The sequence below is a fragment of the Nocardia transvalensis NBRC 15921 genome (assembly GCF_000308875.1).
In the GTDB taxonomy this organism is placed as follows: domain Bacteria; phylum Actinomycetota; class Actinomycetes; order Mycobacteriales; family Mycobacteriaceae; genus Nocardia; species Nocardia transvalensis.
The window spans coordinates 129,609-149,793 of sequence record NZ_BAGL01000033.1; the positions used below are offsets into that span (position 1 = coordinate 129,609).

Sequence of the window (20,185 nt, forward strand, 5' to 3'; positions counted from 1 at the left end):
AGGGGATGGAAGACGATGAGCCTTCGGCAGTTCGAGTATGCGTTGGCGGTTGCCGAGGCGGGGTCGGTTACTGCGGCGGCGGAGATGTTGCGGGTTGCTCAGCCGTCGATGTCTCAGCAGATTCGGGGGCTGGAGCGGGAGCTGGGGGTGGAGTTGTTCGCGCGGACGCCTGGTGGGCTGGTGCCGACCGCGGTCGGTTTGGCGTTTCTGCGGGAGGCGGAGGTGGCGGTGAGTGCGGCGCGGCGGGCGCGGGCGACGGCTCGGGCCGGGGCGGACGAGCTGGCGGGTGAGTTGCTGGTCGCGGCGCAGATGGGGTTCGGGACGCGGCAGTTGCCGGGTGCGCTCGGCGCGTTGCGCGACCGGTTTCCGCGGTTGGAGGTCACCGTCTTCGAGGAACCGAGTTCCGCCGAACTGGACCGGCTGTGTCGTCAGGGTGTGTTGAATTTCGCCCTGATGGCGGCGTGTGATCGGTCTCCCGAATACGCCCACCGGCTCGGCGAGGAGGAGTTCGTCGTCGTCCTGGGCGAGGGGCATCCGCACCTCGCCGCCGACCGGGTCGAGCTGAGTGATCTGGGCGGCGAGCCCTGGATCAGGTTCGATCGCGACAGTGCGCTCGACGCCGTCCTGCTCGACGTGCTGCGCACCAATGCGCTCACCCCGGCCACGGCCGCCCGGGTATCGCAGACCGCGACCGCCGTGCGCTGGGCCGCCCATGGGCTGGGAGTGACGCTCGTCCCGGCCTCCGCGGTGCCCCTCGGTTACGAACATCTCGCGCGCCCGGTGTTCCCCGCGGTGTCCCAGCCCGTCATCGCGGTCGTCCGGTCCGGTGCCGGCCCGGGGGAGACGGCCCTGCTCGACCTGCTGCGTCAGGAGGCCTGGCACGAATCGGCGCTCGTCGCGCAGGCGTCCTGACAGCCGGCTCACAGTTGGGTGGCGCCTCCGTCCACGGCGAACTCCGCGCCGGTGGTGTATGTGGCGTCGAAGGCGAGAAATGCTGCCGCCGTGGCGATTTCGTCGGTGGTGCCGAAACGCCGCATGGGATTGTCGGCTACCACCTGCGCCTTGAACTGAGCGGCGGCCTCCGCGGACATCCCGTTCTCCAGGATTCCCGTATCGATGGGACCGGGGCTGACCGCGTTGACCCGGATTCCGCGCGGCAGCAATTCACCGGCGAGGGTGCGCGCCATCGAGCGCAGCGCCGCCTTGCCCGCCGCGTAGGCGCTGGTCGTCGGCATGCCGATGACATTCGCGGTCGACGTGGTGAGGACGACGCCGGCACCCGTACTCAGCAGCGGGGCGAGCTTCTGCACGGTGAAGTAGGCGCCCTTGACGTTGATCGCGAACAGTTCGTCGTACGCCTCCTCGGTCATCGACTCGAACGGCATGGCGCGTGCGATGCCGGCGTTGACGAAAAGGCCCTCGAGCGTGCCGAATTCATCCTTCACACGGTCGGCCAGCGCCTCCAGATCGGCCAGCGAGGCCACATCGCCCGGGACCGCCACCGCGTTCCCGCCGAGCCGCTCCAGGGCGGCGTCGAGCGTTGCCCGGGAGCGGCCGGTGATCATCACGCGTGCCCCGCCGTCCGCCAGCAGTTTCGCCATGGCGAATCCCATACCGCTGCCGCCGCCGGTGATCACGACATTCCTGTCGCTGTATTTACCCATGCCAAGATTCCTCAGTCGAGCGCGAGTGATTTATTCGAAATGCCTTCGGAATCACCCGCGGTGGAATTCGCCGCCGTCCACGACGAGGCTGCTTCCGGTCAGCCATTCCGCCCGGTCGGACAGCAGGAAAAGCACCGCGTGAGCGATATCGTCGGGCAGGCCGTCGCGCCCCAGCGGCACGGCCGGGATGTCGTTCTGGCCCAGGCCCGCGTCCATATCCGCCCACAACTCCCGCGTCGCTTCGCCGCCGGGGGTGGCGGTGCGTCCGGGAGAGACGGTATTGACCCGGATTCCGAAGGAAGCCAGCTCCAGAGCCAGTCCCCGGCTGTAGTTCTCCAGCGCCGCCTTGGCCGCCGTGTAATGCAGGAAAGGTGCTACCGGCGTGGGCACCGCCGCAGAAGAGATGTGCACGATCGTTCCCGACTTCTGTTCCCGCATACCCGGTGTCAGCAGGGAGTTCAGCCGCACCGACGCCAGATAGTTCAGGTCGAGCGCGTCCTGCCACTCCTCGTCGGGAATGGATGAACTGCCCTGGTGCGGTCGCGCCCCGCCCGCGTTGTGGACCAGGATGTCCACCCCGCCGAGCACCTCCCGCACGGTCGCGGCGAGCGCCTCGGCTCCGGCCCGAGTGCGCACGTCGGCCGCCACGAAGGTGGCTCCCTCGGGCACGGTGCTCGTCGCGGACCTCGCGGTCGCGACCACCTCCGCGCCCCCGTCGAGAAGTCGGCGCACGACGGCCGCGCCGATTCCGCGAGAACCACCCGTGACCAGAGCCCGCTTTCCCGCGAATTCGCGCGTCGCCGACCCGTTTTCGACAGTGGTCATTGCCACCGATCCTCTCCATCGCATGTCTGTTCGCTCGACGGGAAAAGGGCGAATCTTGCTTTGTCGAGCTATTTCACGGTAAGCCCGGAAAACGACGAGAGGCAAAGACGAAATATCAGCAGACGCCATAGGAAATCCCTATGCCGCATTACTGCCCCGGTCTGTCAGCTCTCCGCCGCGACCCGCCGCCGGAGCAGGCAGAATTCGTTGCCCTCGGGGTCGACCAGGACGTGCCACGACTCGGTCCCGGTCTGGCCGATATCGGCCCTCCGCGCACCGGCGGCGAGCAGCCGGTCCAATTCGGCGTCCTGATCGCGGTCGGTGGGGTTCACGTCGAGGTGCAGCGGCAGCTTCCCGCGCCTCGGCTCGGTGGTGGGGCTGAACACCAGGGTCGGTTGCGGCCCGCCGAATCCGGTTCCGGGCGGGCCGATCTCCAGTGCGTCACCCTCCCAGCCGAGTTCGACGTAACCGAGCACTTCGCACCAGAAGTCCGCCAGTCGCTGCGGATCGGCACATTCGACAACGAGTTCGGTGATCTTGCAGGCCATGTGGGGACCCTACGCGGGCGAATCCCGGACGGCCCGGCATTTACGGGCCACCCTGTTCACGGCCGGATCGCACTGACCGTCCAGAACATGCGCCGGCCGAGCACATGGCCCTCGACGCGCGGGTCGGTGAGGTCGGCGGCGCGGCAGTGATCGGCGAAGGACCGGGCCTGGGTCTCGGTCCAGCCGTGGCTGGCCAGCCCCTTGGCGTCGGCGGCCACGTCCCGTTCCATCGCCAGGAATCGGCCCCCGGGCGCGAGGACGCGATGAATCTCGGCAAGCCCGCCCGTCACGTCCGGCCAATGGTGAACCGTGGCGACCGCCCACGCCACCGTGGCGGCGCCGTCCTCCAGCGGAAGGCGCTCGGCGACTCCCTGCGTCCAGCCGATCCCGTTCCCGCGCACCAGGATTCGGGCCAGCCGCAACATCGCCGTCGACGGGTCGACGCCGGTGACGCGTGCACCGTGACGCGCCGCCGCCGCGACCCCGCCACCCGGGCCACAGCCGATATCGACGACGGTGTCGGCCGATGTCACCGACGCCAGATCGGCCACCATCCGGGCGCGCTGCCGGCCGGCCAGGAACATGTACAGCCCCATCGCCGTTCCGATCGGCCCCGCGAACCCGGGGTGGCCGGCGTGATGATTGACCGGGGGAGTATCCATCGAACGTCCTTCCTGACCGTGGTGGATGTACGACTCGGGTCAGCTGCGCAGGCTGGCTTTCGTCAAACTCGCCCAGAGCCTGGGTATCCCATTGGACACCGCCGCCGTGGTCCTCGATGAACCCGGCCCCCGCTGGCGCGAGCGTCTCGACCGGCAGATCGACGAGCTGGAGCAGGTCATAGCCCGCGCCCGGGCCGCTCAAACCTTCCTGGCCCACGCGCGTAACTGCCCCAGCGACCACCCCGCCGACGAGTGTCCGACGATGATCGCCGGTCTCGATCAGCTCATCGCGGGCGCTCCGGTTGCCGAAGACCGGTAGCGGCGACCTCGCGTCAGAACAATCCGCCGCCCGCGCGGACGGTTTCACCGGTGACCCAGCGGGCCTCGTCGGAGGCCAGGAAGGCGACGACGCGGGCGATATCGTCGGGTTCGCCGAGGCGGCCGAGGGGCGTGGACGCGGCAACCTGCTCGAGTTCTTCCTGGCTCCGTATCCCGGCCAGTGCTTCGGTCCGGGTCGCTCCGGGCAATACGGTGTTGACGGTGATCCCGCGCGGACCGAGCTCCCTGGCCAGTACCCGGACCATCTCCTCACCGGCCGCTTTGCTGGCGGCGTACAGGCCGGTTCCCGCGCGGTGCGTCGCTGTCACCCCGGAGGAGACGACGACGATCCGGCCGTTGTCCCGTACCCGGTTCGCGGCCTCACGCAACGCGACGAAGGTGGCTCTGGTGTTGACCGAGAACATCCGCTCGTAATCCTCGTCGGTGGCCTCGGCGAGCGGGGCGAATCTGGCCGTGCCGACGTTGTTCACGAGGGTGTCCACTCCGCCGAAGCGTTCCTCGGCATCGTCGAACAGGCCGCGCAGCTGTGCCGGATCGGCGACATCGGCCCGCACGGCGACGCCTCGGCCACCGGATCCTTCGATCGAGGCGACCACCTCCTCGGCCGCCGATCGGTTCGAGTGGTAGTTCACGACGACCGTGGCGCCGCCCGCGCCCAGTCGCTCCGCGATGGCCCGCCCGATCCCGCGAGATCCTCCGGTGACGATGGCGACCGGCATGACATCCTCCTATTAGTTCATGATCTAGATAGTAGAGATGCTCGACTAATTGGTGGAGGCTGTCAACAGTCGGTTATCTAGACTTGTCTCATGGCGACCGAGGACACAGGGCTGGCGGCAGCCTTCGGAAGGCTGAATCGCGAGGTGAACGCGCTCTATCACCTGATAGCCCGCCGCTTCGAGCTGACCATGCAGCAGACCGAGCTGCTGTGCCAGTTGCGTGGCGACCCACCGTCGTTCGGCGAGCTGGCGACCGCGCTGGGGTGCGACAAGACCAACGTCACCGGTCTGGTCGACCGGCTGGAACGCCGCGGATTCCTGGCCAGGCAGACGGACCCCGCGGACCGCCGCGTAACTCGCGTCGTCCTCACCGACCAGGGCCGGGCAATGCGCGCCGACATCCGAACCGCCCTCGAACGCGAACTGCACACCCGCCTGCCCCCCGCCGACCGAACCCGCCTGATCACCCTCCTCCAAGCGTCGGCAACGGCCCTCTCCGACACCCGCCCCACCACCTGAACCACCCCGCAGCCGGCGCGCTTGCCGATGAAAACCGTTGGTACGTATGGCACTCACATAGCTACGGTCTATCGATGCCGGATGCGATCTTCGCCCACTCCCGCCTCGCGCCGATCTACGACGAGTTCGAAGGCGAGCGCAAGGATTTGACCCTGTACCTCGACCTCGCCGACGAGCTGGATGCCGGGGTAGTGATCGATATCGGTTGCGGGACAGGAAGTCTCGCAGTGCCGATCTCGCGGTCATGACCGGGAATGTGGCACAGGTGTTCCTCGACGACAACGACTGGGCGGAAACATTGGACAGCATCCATGCCGCCCTGGGACGCGGCGGTCATCTCGTTTTCGAGACCAGACGTCCGGAGCGTCGTGCATGGGAGGACTGGGCCGCCGACCCGGGCCCGGTGGTCCGTGAGATTCCGGGCGTTGGGCGGGTGGCGCGGCGATTGGAGGTCACGGCGGTGGACCTTCCGTTCGTATCGTTCCGGCACACATACACATTCGCTGCGGATGGGGCTGTCCTCGTTTCGGACTCGACCCTCCGATTCCGTGGGCGGGCGGAGATCGAAGCCGACCTGACATCCCACGGCTATCGGGTGAGGGGCATCAGGGACGCTTCCGACCGTCCTGGACGCGAGTTCGTGTTCATCGCCGAATCAGTCCACGGGTAGGTCTACTGTCTGACGGCGACAGTCAGGTTTGCTGGACTAGGCGGGTTCCGGGACTGCCAGGAACTGTCAGCGTGTGTCATCATGCCTGCGGGGCAGGCGTTTTCACTTGTCGCCCGGCCGTTGCGCAACATCCGGGCTAAGGTAGCGTATGGATCGATAACGGCGTCAGCGACAGTGGTCGGATCCTTCGAGGGACTTGACCTTGGACCTGCTGAAAGAGGGGCGAGATACAGTGGATCTCCGTGATGTCCCGTGCGGGCCCGGGCGTGTGCCTGTCGTCGGGCACGGGTGGCGACTGTGGCGTGATCCGGTCCAGTTCATGGTGGATCTGGCCGACGTCGGGAAGATCGCGCGTGTCGATATCGGCTCTCGCGTCGTCTATGTCATCACCGATTTCGAACTACTCCACAGGGTGCTGGTGGAGAACTCCGACTCCTACGAGCGAGGGCTCCTCTTCGACCGCATCCGTCTCATATTCGAGGAATCGCTGATCGTCACGGATGGTCAGAAGCACAGGGATCTTCGTCGTCTGCTGCAACCGGCGTTCCATCGGACGGAGTTGGAAAGCTACGCGCACACCGTCAAGCGAAACGCGGACGCGTTGGCGAGTTCGTGGCGGCCGGGCCAGACCGTCGAGGCGCGTTCCGCGCTGTTGGGGTTGGTGATCGCCAATCTGCTGGGGTCCATGTTCTCGCACGAACCGGATACCGGGGAACTGCAATTCATCTCGAGTCTGATCGAGGACATAGGCGCGGGCGCCATAGTGGGCAGTGTCCTACCGAAGCGGTTGGCGAGCCTGCCGTTGCCGGTGAACCGCAAATTCCTGTCGGCCGGAACCCGACTGCGGGAATACTGCCAGGAACTGCTCGTCGCGCGGCGGGCCAGCGGTGAGCGCCACAACGACCTGCTCGACATCCTGCTGAATCCCTCGGACGACGAACCCCGTAGTGACAAGTTCCTGGCAGAGCAGGCCGTGACCGTTCTCTTCGGCGGGATCGACGCCTCGACCGCCATGCTGACCTGGACTCTGTACGAGCTGTCCCAGCGCCCCGAGGTGGCTTCGCAACTGCGGCAGGAGATCTCCGCCGCGGGAGAACTCGGCCCCCGAAGCCTCGACCAGCTCGACTACCTGAACCGGTTCCTGAACGAGGTCACGCGAATCCATTCGCCGCTCCTGCAGACGAGACGCACCGTCGCCACGGTCGAACTCGGAGGTTTCACCTTTCCCGCCGGAACCGATATCGGCTACAGCATTGCCGCTGTTCACCGTAACCCGAACATTTTCGCCGACCCGAACACGTTCGACCCGGATCGATGGTCGACCGGCTCGGGGTCGAAATGCCGGAGCTTCGTCCCGTTCAGCATGGGCAATCAGATGTGTATCGGCAACAATTACGCCTGGATGGCACTGCAGACGACGCTGCACAGTTTGCTGTCGAAGTGGGAGTTCCAGCCGGTCGTAACCAAGAAGCTCCCGCGAGCCATGGGTCCGATCCCGGGGATGGGAAAGCTTCCGCTCGAGGTTCGTCCGGTCTCCGCGTAATCGCTCGACTCGGCTCAGGCAGCGCCTGATTCGGTGAGCGTCGCTCTGCGATATCCGGATATCCGGCGAATGAGGGTGGGCAGGACCGCTGTGACGACGAAGACGGCGACGGCGACGGCGACGAAGTAGAGCAGAGATCCGTTGCGGCCGAAGCGAGGGACGAAGGCGACCTGCTGGCCGGTCGCGGCGACGGCGTTGAGGAACGGGGCATAGGCCTGCAGGGTGTACCCGTGGGGGAGCAGGTTGATGGAGTTCTCGGCCACATAGACCCAGAACAGCAGCACGGCGACGGCGGCGGACGGAGTGCGAATCAGTGACCCGACCGCGACGCCCACGCCGCATGCGGCGAACGCGTAGCTTGGAACGGTCCAGAGGAACCGGATGCCGGCGGAGTCCGTAATGTCCACGGCCCCATAGATTTGCGGGAACAGGTGGGGCAGCGTGACCATCACGACGACGAGCAGAACAACGGTAGAGATCGCCGAAATGGCGCCGTAGTAGATCCACCGGGCCACCCCGACCGTCCAGGACCGGGGAAACAGGAAGGCATGGAGATCGCTTGCCTGACCGCGCCATTGGGTGGCGTGGGCGTAGGCGGCGGTGACCATCATGACCGACACGGACAAGGTGATCACCCAGTACACGGAATTCGTGGTGGAGACCGCGGCCAGGTAACTCTGTCCGGGGAGAGTCGCGAGTCGTTCTGCGACAGCGGCGATTCCGAAGGTGATGGCCAGCGGCAGCGCGAAGGTGAGGGGGACCGCGGCGGTCCACAGGAAGCTGCGCCCGGTGGTGCGGGTCCATTCGGCGGCGATGCCGCGGCGGATCAGGGTGGCCGGACCGGGGTTGTTCATGAGGCCACGCCGGACGCGACCTCGGCAGGCAGGCCGGCGATTCGCAGGTAGGCGTCCTCGAGGCTGGTCTCGCCGGGGCCCAGGGTGTCCATGAGATGGGTGAACGGCTGGTCGGCCAGAATGCGCCCGCTTCCCAGGATGACGATGTGGTCGGCGTTGCGTTCGACCTCGTCGAGCAGGTGCGTGGCGACCAGGACACAGGTCCCGGCGTCGGCGAGGCGGCGCAGCAGTCCGCGTATCCAGCGGATGCCCGCGATGTCGAGACCGTTGAGGGGTTCGTCGAGGAGCAGGGTCCGAGGCTCGGAGAGCAACGCGGCGGCGATGCCGACACGCTGGAGCATGCCGAGCGAATAGTGCCCCAGCCGGCGATCGGCGACCCGGGCGAGGTCGACGATCTCGAGAACTTCGCCGACCCGGCCCGTGGAAAGTCCACGGGCGCGGGCGATCCAGCGTAGGTGCCGGCGTGCGGTGTGCCGTGGGTCGAAAGCTCGGTAGTTGAGATGCATTCCGAGAGTTGCCGGTGTGGTGTGATGAGCCCGGACGAGGGTGTCGTCGACCCGGACGGTGCCGACGGCAGGCGCGATGATGCCGCAGATACACCGCAGCAGCGTGGTTTTGCCGGTGCCGTTGAGTCCGATCAGGTACGTGAGTGCCCCGTCGGCCACCGTCAGTTCGGGGACGTCGAGGACGGTCACGCCCGGGTAGCTCAGGGTGAGGTCACGGATGTCGATCACGGCGTTCGGTGCCGGTCAGAAGTCACAGGCCATCGCGAGCCCCACGGCCTTGACGCCCTCGCACACCGAGCTGTTGGACAGCTTCCAGACACCGTCGATCCGCTTCCAGACCACGCGCGCAACCAGATCCGGCCGTCCCGCCGACTTGCTGCGCAGCATCGCGGTGTGCACGTTGCCCTCGTGGGTTTCGGGGCCGGTGATGTCGTTAGACCCGACCGGTGCTCGGAACAGGCCGAGGTTGTAGAGGGTGCGCGCGACCACGACCGCCCGCATGCCGCCTTCCATGTTGGCGGCCTTGGCCTCGTCGGAGGCGGGTGTTTCGATCAGGAACGCCACCTGATCGTCGAGGTCCTCCAGGGTGGGGACCTCCCGGGTGATGAGGAACTCGCCGGGACCGGCGGAGGCCGCAGGGGCATTGACACTCGAGACGCCGGTCGTGACCGCGGCGACTGTTGCGATCGTCGACACGACGCCAGCGACAATTTTGAGGGACTTCATTTTCATCCTCTGATCGACTGGGACAACATCTGATGCACGCTCGAATGTGGAGGCGGCCAACGAATTGGCGTATTCGAGGCTACTCCTGTCGCGCCGGAAACTCAGGGTTTGCGGCCGATGGCACCGAGCATGACCATGCGAGTCTCGGGTAAGTCGGGGCGCAGCCACTCCTGCACCGGCACCACACCGGGTTCGAGCAGCTCGAAGCCGGCGAGGAACTTCTCGATCTGTGCGGCGGACCGAAAATCGACCTGGGCCGAACTGTTGTCGGTGCCGGTGAGTACCCGGAGTATCTCCGGATCGGAATCACTGGAGCCGTGACTGATCGCCAGGTAACTGCCCGGTGCCAGCCGGTCGCGGAAGGCGGCGACGACCTCGGCGGGGTGTTCGTGGTCCATCACGTAATGCAGCACACCGATGAGCGAGATCGCCACCGGCTCGTCGAAGTCGATCAGGGCGCGGTCGCTCAGCTGATCGATGATGTCCTGCGGGCGGCGGATGTCGCCCAGCATTGCCGCGACACCGGATGGTTTGGTCAGCAGCGCCTCGCAATGGGCGACTACGACCGGGTCGTAGTCGACGTACACCACCCGCGCCGACGGCTCGATCTCCCGGGCCACCTCGTGCACGTTGGGCGAAATCGGGATGCCCGAGCCGAGATCGATGAACTGACGGACACCGGCATCCGCGGCCAGCTCGATGGATTTGCGCAGGAAACCCCGGGCGAACCAGACCAGCGTCTTGAGTTCCGGTGCGCGCGACAGCATTTCGTGCGCCATACCCCGGTCGATCTCGAGGTTGTCCTTTCCGCCCAGCAGATAGTCGTACACTCGGGCGGAGTTCAGCTGACCGTCGAACGGGCGCGGCGTTCGTTCGTTCTCCAGCGCAGGATCCTCGATTCCTTCGACCACAGGCGTAACCGTAGCCGATCAGCGCCTCGGCCGGATGCTCCTGCGGAGATCTGTCGCCCGGATGTGGTGGATTATGCGTGGTCCGAGGAAGGCGCTGCTCCGCCCGGCCGAACCACCCCTACTCGAGCCATCGGCGAACCATGCTCCGCCACAACATGATCCACTAATTCCGCGACAGGTTCGCCGACGCTTTACTCCGCACTGCCGGCGCTGGTCTGGCTCGTGTCTGTTTCAGTCAAGGCGACCGCGTGCGCTACCGCCGACTGCGCCCGGTCGACGGTCTTATAGCGGCCCAGACCGCACGGCGCCGCGACGTCCAGCAGGCCGCCGTAGGCCGCCTCCGCCGCCGCCAGCCCCTGCCGCGCTTGCGGGAGCGGCTGCGTCGGATGCGCGAGCCCGGCGACAACACGCGTAGCGGAAGGCAATTCGAGGTGTGCGAGGGGCTCGTAGTACCGCGGCCGGACCGGCGCCTGTTTGCCGTCGCCGATGGGGAAGTGGACGAACTCGAGATGTCGCCCCGCGGGCCAGTATCGTGCGATCGCGTTGGCCAGCGCGACTACCGGGGCCGCCGATCTCGGCGCCACGGCGGGCTTGTCGTCGAGGCTCCCGTAGCACAGATGCACACCGAAGCGGGAATCGTGGGGCGTGCGTGCGACGAGGCGTGCGATCGCTCGGCCCGCCGCGGTGGCAGGGCCCTGCCGCAGGCCCGCGGGCAGCCCCGCGCAGAGGAGCGTCTCCGCCGGCAGTTCCAGTTGGAATACGACGTTGTCCCCCAACGCCTCTCGGATACGGACGATCTCCCTGACGGTGGCGTCGAGGATCGGGCGGTAATAGGGGAAGCCGCGGTCACCGCGGCCGGCCGAGCCTCGACGCCACCGGAGCATCCGCGCCTCGAAGGCGATGAAACCGATGACGAACGGCGTCGGTATGCCTACCTGCAAACGCAGTCCGGGATCGGTTCGGCGCAGGTCGGCCAATGCCGCCATGGCACGCCGGGCCTCCTCGGCATAGCCGAGCGCGGCATCGATATCTGCTTCGCCCAGCGATCGGCCCGGTCGAAGCCGGAAGGTGTCGCGGGAACGCAGCGTCGACCAATCACCGCGGCGCACGGGCGCCAGCGCCGGGACCTCGCCGAGCCGGTCCATGATCGGTCTGACGTACCACTGGGCGCGATACGGGTCCGCTTCACCGCCCGGAACCATGCCGTCCAGGGCTTCCCCTGCTGTGTCGACGGCGAACGCCATGGCCTTCTCCGGACTGTCCAACTGTGCGGGCAAGCTGCCCACGAAGTGAACCCTGCGTTTAGGCTGCACAGCGACAGTGTCACATATGGGCGAAAAACTTTCGCGGACAGCGATGACTTCTCGGAGGGTGCTCCGTCCTATCCGGTGAACGCGCTACCAACCCGGCGCGACCGACCAGAAGGACCAGAAATGACCACCGCCAACCCCTCCGCCACCTTCTCCAGCGACGTCACCTACCGTCCCGGCAAGATCCGCAACCGCGTGCTGTGGACCCTGCAGATCGTGCTCGGCCTGTTCTTCGTCATCGCCTCCGGCGGGCCGAAGCTCGTGATGCCGAACACCTTGGCGGAGAACGCCCCCGAGAATCTGACCATCCCGTTCGCCTTGCTGATCTTCATCGGGGTCGCGGAGGTCGCGGGCGGTATCGGCCTGATGGTGCCCCGGCTCAGCGCCCTGGCCGCCGCGGGCCTGTGCATCGTCACCGTCCTCGCCGCCGGGACCCAGGCGTTCATCGCCGGCCAGCCCGCCATGGCGATCTTCCCCCTGGCACTCGCCGCGATCTTCGCCTGGATCGCCTACGAGCGCCGCGCCACCCTCACCGACCTGCGAAACTCGCTCTCGCGGTGACACTTTCACAAGCACGCCCGGCGATCGGTGGCCCCACCGGTCGCCGATCGTGCGTTTCCGGATCGATCGGCCGTGGGTTGGCGGCGATCGATCCGGAAGCCGGTTCACCGTCGTGTGGAGAGAGTGCGTAGATCGTCGAAGGCTCGGGAGAGATGCGTGTCCAGACCGTGTGCGGGGTTGTCGAGCCAGCGTTGGACCGCGTGCTGGTAGGCGGCCCAGCCCGTCCGGGCGGCGAGGCCGGCCAGGTCGTCATCGACTCCGCGTTGCCGCAACGCCTCCGTCACGCTGTCGGTGAGCCGGGCGTGTTTGGCCAATTCGCGTTCGCGCAGGGCCGGGGTCGTCGCGATGACTGTCCACCGCGGGTCGGAGGAGGGGCGGTGGTTCTCCAGATTCCGGGCGGATGTCCGGAAGGCGCGTAGCAGGACCTCGAACGGCTCGAGTCCCTCGGGTGCCTCGGCGACGGCCCGTGTCAGGGCGTCGCGGAGGTCGGCTTCGCCGTCGAAGAGCACTTCGCGTTTGTCCGGGAAGTGACGGAAGAAGGTGCGTTCGTTGACCCCCGCGCGGGCGGCGATTTCCGCCGTCGTGGTCTGGTCGAATCCTCGTTCCCGATACAACTCCAAGGCCGCCTGTTGCAGGCGGCGGCGCGCTTCTGCTCCGCTTCGTGGCACCCTCCGAGCCTACCGCGTTGTGTCAGTGACTGGCGTCACGTTGCGCCAGTAACTGGCGCTACAGGTAGAGTCAGTGACTGGCGCTAAGTAGTGCCAGTTCATGGCGTTCGAAGAGGAGATCCCATGCGTGTCTTCGTCACCGGAGGTTCCGGTCAGACCGGCCCCGCTGTTGTCGCCGAACTCATCGAAGCCGGTCACAGCGTCAGCGGGCTGGCCCGTTCGGATACCGCCGCCGCCCGGCTGGAGTCGCTGGGCGCAACACCCCACCGTGGCTGTCTCGAGGACTTCGACAGTCTGCGCAGCGGTGCGCGAGCCGCCGACGGTGTTTTGCACATGGCCTACGGCGGCGACTACGCCGATCCGGACGACCTCGTTCGCCGCGACCGCGCCGCGATCGAGGCGCTGGGGCATGCGTTGGCGGGGACCGGGAAGCCGTTCGTCAGCACGTCGGGCACGCTGGTGGCGCGGGCCGGCCGGATCAGCACCGAGAAGGACGCGCCGGACCTCGATTCCGTTGCCGCCTTTCGTATCCCGGGCGAGCAAGCCTGTCTGGGTTTCGCCGATCTGGGTGTCCGATCCAGCGTCGTGCGACTCGCACCGACCGTGCACGGACCCGGCGACTACGGATTCGTCCCGGCTCTCATCGCGGCCGCACGCAGGGCCGGCGTCTCGGCTTACATCGATGACGGCGCCAATCGCTGGCCGGCCGTCCACCGCGCCGACGCCGCGGTCCTGTTCCGGCTGGCGTTGGAGCGGGCTCCCGCCGGGAGCGTGCTGCACGGCGTCGGCGAGAGTGCCGTCACGATCAAGAGCATCGCCGAGCGGATCGCGCTGATGCTCGGCATCCCCGTCGTGTCGATGACCTCGGAACAGGCCGCCGTGCATCTCGGGAACCCGTTCCTGGCCCGCTTCTTCTCCCTCGACGTGCCGGTCTCCAGCGAGCACACCCGAGCGCTCCTGGGTTGGGCGCCGAAACACGCGACGTTGCTCGAAGACCTGCGAACCGGCGACTACTTCACCCCACAGGCCAGCCTCCGCGCCGAGGAGATCTGGTTGCCGCACGATGACCACATCTCATCGGAGGCGTGACCGGTTTCTTGCGTTCGGGAAGTTCGGGTCGGTGCCGGTGAGGTCTGTGCTGACGGACCACAGCCGGGCGGCGACGTCGGGGTCGGTCATATGCGGGTGGGGTGTTTCCTGGTGGGGCCGGCCGCGGAGGCCGAAAACCCTTGGGCCCCAGAGCTGTCCGCCGTAGATTTCGGGGTCGAGGACGGCTCGGGTGATGGTCGTGGCGGCGGCGTCTTTGCCGTGTAGAGCCAGGCATGCGGGGAGACCGCGGAAGTGTTGGGCGGTGGTGCGGGCGAACAGGGGTGGGCGAGACGGGGTCAGGGAGTCCAGGGCGCCGCCGGGATGGGTGACGATGCCGGCGGTGCCGGAGCCGGCGGCGCGGAGGCGGCGGTCGAGTTCGAAGCCGAAGAGCATCTGGGCGAGCTTCGATCGGGCGTAGGTGCGTTTGGGGCGGTAGTCGTGCTCGGAGTGCGGGTCGGCGAGATCCAGGCGCTCCGATCGGGCGGCGTAGCTGCCCACGGTGATCACGCGGCTGTTCGCGGCGGCCGACAGCATCGGCGCCAGCTGGGCGACGAGCGCGAAGTGCCCGAGATGGTTTGTCGCGAACATCAATTCGTGGCCCTGGGCATCGAGCCGGCGTTCGGGGCCGGACAGGAGGATTCCCGCGTTGAGGACGACGGCGTCCAGGGTGTCGACACCCAGGGCGTCCACTGTCGCGGGGAGCGAGGGCAGGTCCGCCAGATCCAGGCCGACCCGCCGCAGCCGAGCCTCCGGAACACGCGTCCGGATCGTCTGTATCGCGAGGTCGGCCTTGGCGGTGTCGCGGCAGCCGAGCACCACGGTGGCGCCGGTGGCCGCGAGTTGCTCGGCGACGAAGTACCCGATGCCCGCATTGGCTCCGGTGACCAGAAACGTCTTCCCCTCGGCCCGATGGTCGCTGTGCCATGTCATGTCATCGATGGTCGCCCGAGGTTCTTGCACTGCCCTCACGCCGCGCTGTCGCGCATCATGCCGGGTGGCACCGCCCGGTGACGACGGTGGTCCACGCGCTCGGATCGGTCGACCACAGATTGTGATCGGTTCCGGGCACCTCCTCGAACCTGCCGTGCGGGACCAGGGCGGCCAGTTGCCGGAGAGGCCATGACGGGCGAATGTCGTGCTGCGGTGCGGCGAAGGTCATGGGGACGGGGGTGTCGGCCAGGCGGCGGAGCAGGGCGGGTTCGTGGATCCACTCCCGGAACGATGCGAGGAGCGCGGCGTGGACCGTTGGCTCCCAAGGGATTTCGATATCGAACTCCCGGTGCCTGCCGGACTCGTAGGCCTGGGACCAGGTGCGGTCGTTGTGTAATCCGTGCCCGGCGATCCCGACCACGCTCGCGACCCGGCCGGGGTGATCCAGCGCGTATCGCACCGCCAGGTCCGAGCCCCAGGAATGACCGAGCACGACCCAGCGGTCGATTCCCGCGGCCTCGCGCACCGCCTCGATATCGGCGACGGCCCGGGCCATATCGTGCGGTCCGCCGCCGGAGCGCCCGACGCCACGAGGTTCCGGAAACCACGCTCGCATCCCGCCCGGCGCCAATCGGTCGTCTTCCAGGTACTGGACGCATCCGGGCCCGCCGGACAGCACCACCACATCCGGGCCCGCTCCTGTGACACCGACATGGAGCGAGACGTCATCTCCGGCTGCTACCCGTATCGACCGCATCGTGTCCCTCCCGTCGTTCAGCCGTCACCGGAGATGGTGCCGGACAACCGATTACGGTGTCACTCAGCCCTGTCTGGTCGGGCGGATGGTGATGTCGCCGATCTCGACGTCGTCGGCCTGTTCGATGGCGAAGGCGATGGCGCGGGCCACGGCTTCCGGGGCGATGCCGAGTGTCGCCATGGCCTGACGGGCCTGCTCGCGCTGCTCGGGGTCGTCGAGGTGGTCCACCAGTTCGGTGCGGACGTACCCCGGTGAGATCGAGGTCGTCCGCAGCGTGCCGTCGGTGGACTCCTGGCGCAGGGCCTCCAGCAGCGTGCGCACGGCGTTCTTGGTGCTCGCGTACACCGCTTGCGTCGGAACGATTTTCAGCCCCGACGTCGAGACGGTGGTGACGAAATGCCCGCGCCCCTGGCTACGGAACACCGGCAGCGCGGCCGCGATACCGTGCAGGACCCCGCGCAGGTTGACATCGATCATCGCGTCCCAGCCGTCGACGTCGAGGTCCGCCACCGGCCCGATGCGAGTGACACCGGCATTGCCCACCAGGACATCGAGCCGCCCGAACCGATCCACCGCCACACCCACCAGCTTCTCCAGATCGGCGCGCGCGGTGACATCGACCTCCACCATCACCGCCCGCCCACCCTCCCCCCGAATCCGCGCCACCACCGCCTCGAGCCGATCCGTCCGCCGCGCCCCCAGCACCACCGCCGCCCCCTTGCCCGCCAACTCCACCGCCGTCGCCGCCCCGATCCCACTACTCGCCCCGGTAACAGCGACAACCTTCCCGACCAGTCCGCTCATCGTTCCCTCTCCGACGCCATCGGGCGCCCTCTCGAATTCGCCCGCACACCTTGGACACTAGGGATCTGGAGCGCACTCCAAGCAAGCCGTGGCGACCGAAAAGGGAAACTACCTGCCGCTCAGCTGAAGCGGCCGATGGCTACCAGGACGGCGATGGCGAAGAAGGCGATGTTGGAGAGGGAGCGGGTGTATTCGTTGCGGCGGATGTGGGTGGTGAAGCCGCCGATCATGACTAGGGCCAGGCCTACTGCGGCAAGAGGGGTGAGGATGGGGGCTATGTTGGTTGCCCAGGGGAGGATTACGCTGGCGCCGCCGAGGATTTCTAGTGCGCCGATGGCGGTGACCTGGCGTTGGGAGAGGTCGTCGACCCAGGGCATCGGGTTGCGTAGGTTGTCTTTGGGGACAGCGACTTTCGCGATTCCTGCGAGGACGAAAGACGCGGCGAGGACTATCTGTCCTGCCCACAGCCAGGTGTTCATATGTTCTCCTCCGGGTGTAGCCAGGCGGCGGCTACGGAATTGGTGAGACGGTCGATGAGGGCCGGATCGTCGTCGCCGCCGAGCAGGTGTAGCCACAGGAACACCGGGCCGGCGAATTGTGCGTGGGCCCACCGCAAGTCGGGGGCTTTGGTGAGGTCGCCGCGGGCGAGCGCGCGTTCGATGACCCGGCGGATGAGGTCCTGTTCGGGGAGCAGGCAGACCTGTTCGAAAACGTCCTGGAGCGCGCGGTCGCGCAGGAGGTCCACCATGATCTCGGGCAGTACCGCGCGGACCCGGGGGTGGGCCATGCGAGTGACGAAATCGGTTGCCACGGAACGCAGGTCGCCGCGCAGGCTGCCGGTGTCGCGGTATTCGCGAGGGCGGAGGTCGCCGATCAGGTGGTGCAGGGCGAGAGCTGCCTTCGACGGCCATCGCCGGTAGAGGGCCGCCTTGCCGACCCCCGCGCGGGTCGCGACGTCCTGCACCCGCAGCCCGGCGTAACCGACCTCCGCGAGCAGGGCGAGGGTCGCCTCCCGGACGGCGTGATCGGTCTCGGCCGACAGCGGGCGGCCGGGTCGCGACTCACTTCCGGAACTCATGGTTCCGAATGTAGCACATATGGAACCGCTGGTTCCGGAAATAGCCCTTGACTCCGGGCATACCGGGCGCGGACAGTACCGAGGTGTTCGACGCCACCGATGTCTCCCGGACCACCGTGCGCAAGGTCGGCCTGCGCCTGGTGCCGTTCCTCGGACTGCTGTATTTCGTGAACTATCTGGACCGGGTGAATATCGGCTTCGCCGGGCCGAGCGGCATGAAGGAGGATCTCGGGCTGACCGAGACCGTCTTCGGATTCGCGTCGGGCATCTTCTTCCTGGGCTACCTCGTGCTGGAGGTGCCGAGCAACCTGGCGCTGCACAAATTCGGGGCGCGGCGGTGGCTGGCCCGGATCCTGCTCAGCTGGGGCGTGGTGGCGACGGCGATGGCGTTCGTGCCCAACGAGACCGTGCTGATCATCCTGCGATTCGCCCTCGGGGTCGCGGAGGCCGGATTCTTCCCGGGCATCCTGCTGTATCTGACCTACTGGTTCCCGCAGCAGTACCGGGCCCGCGTCGTCGCGCTGTTCATGACCGCCGTCCCGATCTCGACGGCCCTGGGGTCGACGCTGTCGAGCCTGGTCATCCAGTACGGCGACGGGTTGTTCGGGCTGGCCGGGTGGCGGTTCATGTTCCTCGTCGAGGGCATTCCGGCGCTGCTGCTGGCGGTGCTGACCTGGTTCTACCTCACCGACCGGCCGGAGCGGGCGAACTGGCTCACGCCCGCCGAAAGAGACTGGCTGGCAACCGAACTCGCCCGCGAGAAAGAAGAGGTGGAGCGGGCCGAGCACTGGACGGTGCGCAAGGCGCTGACCCATCCGCGCATCCTCGGCCTGGCGCTGATCTACGGCGGGATCACCTACGGCCTCTACGCCCTCGGATTCTTCCTGCCGACCATCGTGGCCGGATTCCAGGCGCAGTACGGGACGCACTATTCGGTGGTGCAGCGCGGTCTCATCACCGCGATCCCGTACGTCATCGGCGCGGTGGCGATGGTGTGGTGGGGCCGGCACGGCGACCGGACGGGGGAGCGGCGGTGGCATGTGGCGCTGCCCGCGCTGGTTGGCGGGCTCGCCATTCCGGTGGCGCTGTATCTGGGCAATCCGCTCGCGGCCATGACGGCGGTGACCGTCTGTGCGGTTGGGGTGATGGCCGCCCTGCCGACCTTCTGGGCGCTGCCCAGCACGTTCCTGGTCGGCACCGCCGCCGCGGGCGGGATCGCGCTGATCAACTCGATCGGCAATGTCAGCGGGTTCGCCGCGCCGTACATCACGGGCTGGCTGAAGGACTGGACCGGTACGCAGCGGGCGGGGTTGTGGGTCGTCGGGGTGTGCATGGCCGGGTCGGCGGCGGGCGCGCTGGCGCTGCGGCAACGGCGCGGGGTAGCCGATTGAGGGAATTCGCGCGCGTGATGTCCGAAACTGGGAAGCGGCTCCGACGTATCCGATGAACGGCGCCGTCCGGGCGCCGCGCGAAGGGAGTGGTCGTGAAGTACATGATTCTCAGCTACGGCTCGCAGCGGGACTACGACGGGCTGGCCGGGAACGGCGAATCGCCGTGGACGCCGGAGTACTACGCCAAGATGGCGGAGTTCATGACGGCCTTCAACCGGCAGTTGGAGGAGTCCGGCGAGCTGGTGGAGACGCGTGGGCTGGCCGCGCCGGTGCACACCCGCCGCGTCGGCAACCGCGACGGCTCCGCGTTCGTCACCGACGGCCCCTACGCCGAGACCCAGGAGGTGCTGGCCGGGTACTGGGTGATCGAATGCGAGAGTTTCGACCGGGCTACCGAGATCGCCGCGCGGCTACAGGACTGCCCAGTGCCGCCGGAGGCCGCTGCCTCGGCCTACGCCGACATCCGGCCGATCATGGAGTCCGTGGACGAGATCTGATGGCCCGCACCGCATTCGAGGATCTGCTGCGCGAGCTGGCGCCGCAGGTCCTCGGCGCGCTGGTGCGCCGCTACGGCCATTTCGACGTCGCCGAGGACGCGGTGCAGGAGGCGTTGCTGGCCGCCGCCACCCGCTGGCCCGCGGAGGGTGTGCCCGACAAGCCGCTGGGCTGGCTGATCACCGTCGGGTCGCGACGGCTGACCGATCTGCTGCGTAGCGAGCAGGCCCGCCGGGACCGGGAGGACGCGGTCGAGTACCGGCTGCCCGGGGAGCGGCTCGCGCCGGCGGCGGACCGGCCGCCGAGCGATTCCGACGACACGCTGATCCTGCTGTTCATGTGCTGTCACCCGGCGCTGTCGCCGCCGTCGCAGATCGCGTTGACGCTGCGGGCGGTCGGGGGCCTGACCACCGGCGAGATCGCGCGCGCGTTCCTGGTGTCCGAGGCGACGATGACCCGGCGGATCACCCGGGCCAAGAAGACGGTGGCGGGCAGCGGGATCCGGTTCGCGGCGCCGTCGGCGGCCGAGCGCGCCGAGCGGCTCGCGGCGGTGCTGCATGTGCTGTATCTCGTATTCACCGAGGGCTATGCCGCGACCTCGGGGCCGGAGCTGCAT

General features: G+C 67.8%; 27 protein-coding genes. 11 read left to right on the forward strand and 16 right to left on the reverse strand.

Going from position 1 to position 20,185, the window contains the following annotated elements:
• Window positions 1–15 precede the first annotated feature (15 nt).
• Entirely contained in the window at window positions 16–912 is an 897-nt protein-coding gene (locus ON41_RS11205) for a LysR family transcriptional regulator (RefSeq protein WP_040747475.1), read from the forward strand.
• A gap of 8 nt (window positions 913–920) precedes the next feature.
• On the opposite strand, the gene ON41_RS11210 is transcribed toward ON41_RS11205, so the two are convergent.
• The 4 genes from ON41_RS11210 to ON41_RS11225 all read right to left on the reverse strand — a co-directional run bounded on the left by ON41_RS11210 (window position 921) and on the right by ON41_RS11225 (window position 3,699).
• The gene (locus tag ON41_RS11210; RefSeq protein WP_040747476.1) at window positions 921–1,664 is read right to left on the reverse strand and encodes an SDR family oxidoreductase; all 744 of its coding nucleotides are present in this window, start codon (window positions 1,662–1,664) and stop codon (window positions 921–923) included.
• A gap of 51 nt (window positions 1,665–1,715) precedes the next feature.
• Entirely contained in the window at window positions 1,716–2,489 is a 774-nt protein-coding gene (locus ON41_RS11215; RefSeq protein WP_040747477.1) for an SDR family oxidoreductase, read from the reverse strand.
• A gap of 164 nt (window positions 2,490–2,653) precedes the next feature.
• Complete coding sequence (locus ON41_RS11220) at window positions 2,654–3,037, reverse strand: VOC family protein (RefSeq protein ID WP_040747478.1); 384 nt, start codon at window positions 3,035–3,037, stop codon at window positions 2,654–2,656.
• 56 nt (window positions 3,038–3,093) lie between these two features.
• Window positions 3,094–3,699, reverse strand: coding sequence for a class I SAM-dependent methyltransferase (locus tag ON41_RS11225; protein WP_040747479.1), 606 nt, complete (start codon window positions 3,697–3,699; stop codon window positions 3,094–3,096).
• A gap of 25 nt (window positions 3,700–3,724) precedes the next feature.
• Here ON41_RS11225 and ON41_RS11230 point away from each other — a divergent pair, with 25 nt between their 5' ends.
• Entirely contained in the window at window positions 3,725–4,018 is a 294-nt protein-coding gene (locus ON41_RS11230; protein WP_040747480.1) for a MerR family DNA-binding protein, read from the forward strand.
• 13 nt (window positions 4,019–4,031) lie between these two features.
• Here ON41_RS11230 and ON41_RS11235 read toward each other — a convergent pair whose 3' ends face one another.
• Complete coding sequence (locus ON41_RS11235; RefSeq protein ID WP_040747481.1) at window positions 4,032–4,757, reverse strand: glucose 1-dehydrogenase; 726 nt, start codon at window positions 4,755–4,757, stop codon at window positions 4,032–4,034.
• 90 nt (window positions 4,758–4,847) lie between these two features.
• Between ON41_RS11235 and ON41_RS11240 the strand changes: the two genes are divergently transcribed.
• From ON41_RS11240 to ON41_RS11250, 4 genes are all read left to right on the forward strand, one after another.
• Window positions 4,848–5,276, forward strand: coding sequence for a MarR family winged helix-turn-helix transcriptional regulator (locus tag ON41_RS11240; protein WP_040747482.1), 429 nt, complete (start codon window positions 4,848–4,850; stop codon window positions 5,274–5,276).
• A 74-nt stretch (window positions 5,277–5,350) separates the two neighbouring features.
• Window positions 5,351–5,524: a hypothetical protein gene (locus ON41_RS42645; protein ID WP_218003418.1), complete on the forward strand. Its 174-nt coding sequence runs from the start codon at window positions 5,351–5,353 to the stop codon at window positions 5,522–5,524.
• Between the two features lie 17 nt (window positions 5,525–5,541).
• Complete coding sequence (locus tag ON41_RS11245; RefSeq protein WP_218003419.1) at window positions 5,542–5,946, forward strand: hypothetical protein; 405 nt, start codon at window positions 5,542–5,544, stop codon at window positions 5,944–5,946.
• 232 nt (window positions 5,947–6,178) lie between these two features.
• Window positions 6,179–7,489 (forward strand): cytochrome P450, encoded by a 1,311-nt coding sequence (locus ON41_RS11250; protein WP_276325724.1) that lies wholly within the window; start codon window positions 6,179–6,181, stop codon window positions 7,487–7,489.
• Window positions 7,490–7,503: 14 nt separating this feature from the next.
• Here ON41_RS11250 and ON41_RS11255 read toward each other — a convergent pair whose 3' ends face one another.
• From ON41_RS11255 to ON41_RS11275, 5 genes are all read right to left on the reverse strand, one after another.
• Window positions 7,504–8,343 (reverse strand): hypothetical protein, encoded by an 840-nt coding sequence (locus tag ON41_RS11255; RefSeq protein ID WP_040747484.1) that lies wholly within the window; start codon window positions 8,341–8,343, stop codon window positions 7,504–7,506.
• On the reverse strand, window positions 8,340–9,077 hold the full coding sequence (locus ON41_RS11260) for an ABC transporter ATP-binding protein (RefSeq protein WP_040747485.1): 738 nt from the start codon (window positions 9,075–9,077) through the stop codon (window positions 8,340–8,342). The genes ON41_RS11255 and ON41_RS11260 overlap by 4 nt, the downstream gene beginning before the upstream one ends.
• A gap of 15 nt (window positions 9,078–9,092) precedes the next feature.
• Window positions 9,093–9,545: an MTB12 C-terminal domain-containing protein gene (locus tag ON41_RS11265; protein ID WP_246829500.1), complete on the reverse strand. Its 453-nt coding sequence runs from the start codon at window positions 9,543–9,545 to the stop codon at window positions 9,093–9,095.
• Window positions 9,546–9,676: 131 nt separating this feature from the next.
• A complete protein-coding gene (locus ON41_RS11270; RefSeq protein ID WP_040747487.1) occupies window positions 9,677–10,486 on the reverse strand; it encodes an SAM-dependent methyltransferase in 810 nt (269 codons plus the stop codon).
• A 191-nt stretch (window positions 10,487–10,677) separates the two neighbouring features.
• On the reverse strand, window positions 10,678–11,772 hold the full coding sequence (locus ON41_RS11275; protein WP_157185429.1) for a hypothetical protein: 1,095 nt from the start codon (window positions 11,770–11,772) through the stop codon (window positions 10,678–10,680).
• Window positions 11,773–11,919: 147 nt separating this feature from the next.
• Here ON41_RS11275 and ON41_RS11280 point away from each other — a divergent pair, with 147 nt between their 5' ends.
• A complete protein-coding gene (locus tag ON41_RS11280) occupies window positions 11,920–12,357 on the forward strand; it encodes a DoxX family protein (protein WP_040747488.1) in 438 nt (145 codons plus the stop codon).
• Window positions 12,358–12,461: 104 nt separating this feature from the next.
• On the opposite strand, the gene ON41_RS11285 is transcribed toward ON41_RS11280, so the two are convergent.
• On the reverse strand, window positions 12,462–13,025 hold the full coding sequence (locus ON41_RS11285; protein ID WP_040747489.1) for a TetR family transcriptional regulator: 564 nt from the start codon (window positions 13,023–13,025) through the stop codon (window positions 12,462–12,464).
• A 123-nt stretch (window positions 13,026–13,148) separates the two neighbouring features.
• Here ON41_RS11285 and ON41_RS11290 point away from each other — a divergent pair, with 123 nt between their 5' ends.
• Entirely contained in the window at window positions 13,149–14,114 is a 966-nt protein-coding gene (locus ON41_RS11290; protein WP_051161235.1) for an SDR family oxidoreductase, read from the forward strand.
• On the opposite strand, the gene ON41_RS11295 is transcribed toward ON41_RS11290, so the two are convergent.
• The 5 genes from ON41_RS11295 to ON41_RS11315 form a co-directional block, all read right to left on the reverse strand.
• Entirely contained in the window at window positions 14,100–15,044 is a 945-nt protein-coding gene (locus ON41_RS11295; protein ID WP_051161236.1) for an SDR family NAD(P)-dependent oxidoreductase, read from the reverse strand. The two genes, ON41_RS11290 and ON41_RS11295, sit on opposite strands and share 15 nt — an antisense overlap.
• A 55-nt stretch (window positions 15,045–15,099) precedes the next feature.
• Window positions 15,100–15,729 (reverse strand): alpha/beta fold hydrolase, encoded by a 630-nt coding sequence (locus tag ON41_RS11300; RefSeq protein ID WP_246829501.1) that lies wholly within the window; start codon window positions 15,727–15,729, stop codon window positions 15,100–15,102.
• A 135-nt stretch (window positions 15,730–15,864) separates the two neighbouring features.
• On the reverse strand, window positions 15,865–16,605 hold the full coding sequence (locus ON41_RS11305) for an SDR family oxidoreductase (protein WP_040747491.1): 741 nt from the start codon (window positions 16,603–16,605) through the stop codon (window positions 15,865–15,867).
• A 119-nt stretch (window positions 16,606–16,724) separates the two neighbouring features.
• Window positions 16,725–17,084 (reverse strand): DoxX family protein, encoded by a 360-nt coding sequence (locus ON41_RS11310; RefSeq protein ID WP_040747492.1) that lies wholly within the window; start codon window positions 17,082–17,084, stop codon window positions 16,725–16,727.
• Complete coding sequence (locus tag ON41_RS11315) at window positions 17,081–17,683, reverse strand: TetR/AcrR family transcriptional regulator (protein ID WP_051161237.1); 603 nt, start codon at window positions 17,681–17,683, stop codon at window positions 17,081–17,083. The genes ON41_RS11310 and ON41_RS11315 overlap by 4 nt, the downstream gene beginning before the upstream one ends.
• Before the next feature lie 83 nt (window positions 17,684–17,766).
• Here ON41_RS11315 and ON41_RS11320 point away from each other — a divergent pair, with 83 nt between their 5' ends.
• The 3 genes from ON41_RS11320 to ON41_RS11330 form a co-directional block, all read left to right on the forward strand.
• A complete protein-coding gene (locus ON41_RS11320) occupies window positions 17,767–19,074 on the forward strand; it encodes an MFS transporter (RefSeq protein ID WP_040747529.1) in 1,308 nt (435 codons plus the stop codon).
• Between the two features lie 101 nt (window positions 19,075–19,175).
• A complete protein-coding gene (locus ON41_RS11325; RefSeq protein ID WP_246462058.1) occupies window positions 19,176–19,571 on the forward strand; it encodes a YciI family protein in 396 nt (131 codons plus the stop codon).
• Window positions 19,571–20,185 (forward strand): RNA polymerase sigma factor (locus tag ON41_RS11330; protein ID WP_040747493.1); only part of this gene is annotated, 615 nt, incomplete at its 3' end. The genes ON41_RS11325 and ON41_RS11330, both read left to right, overlap by 1 nt.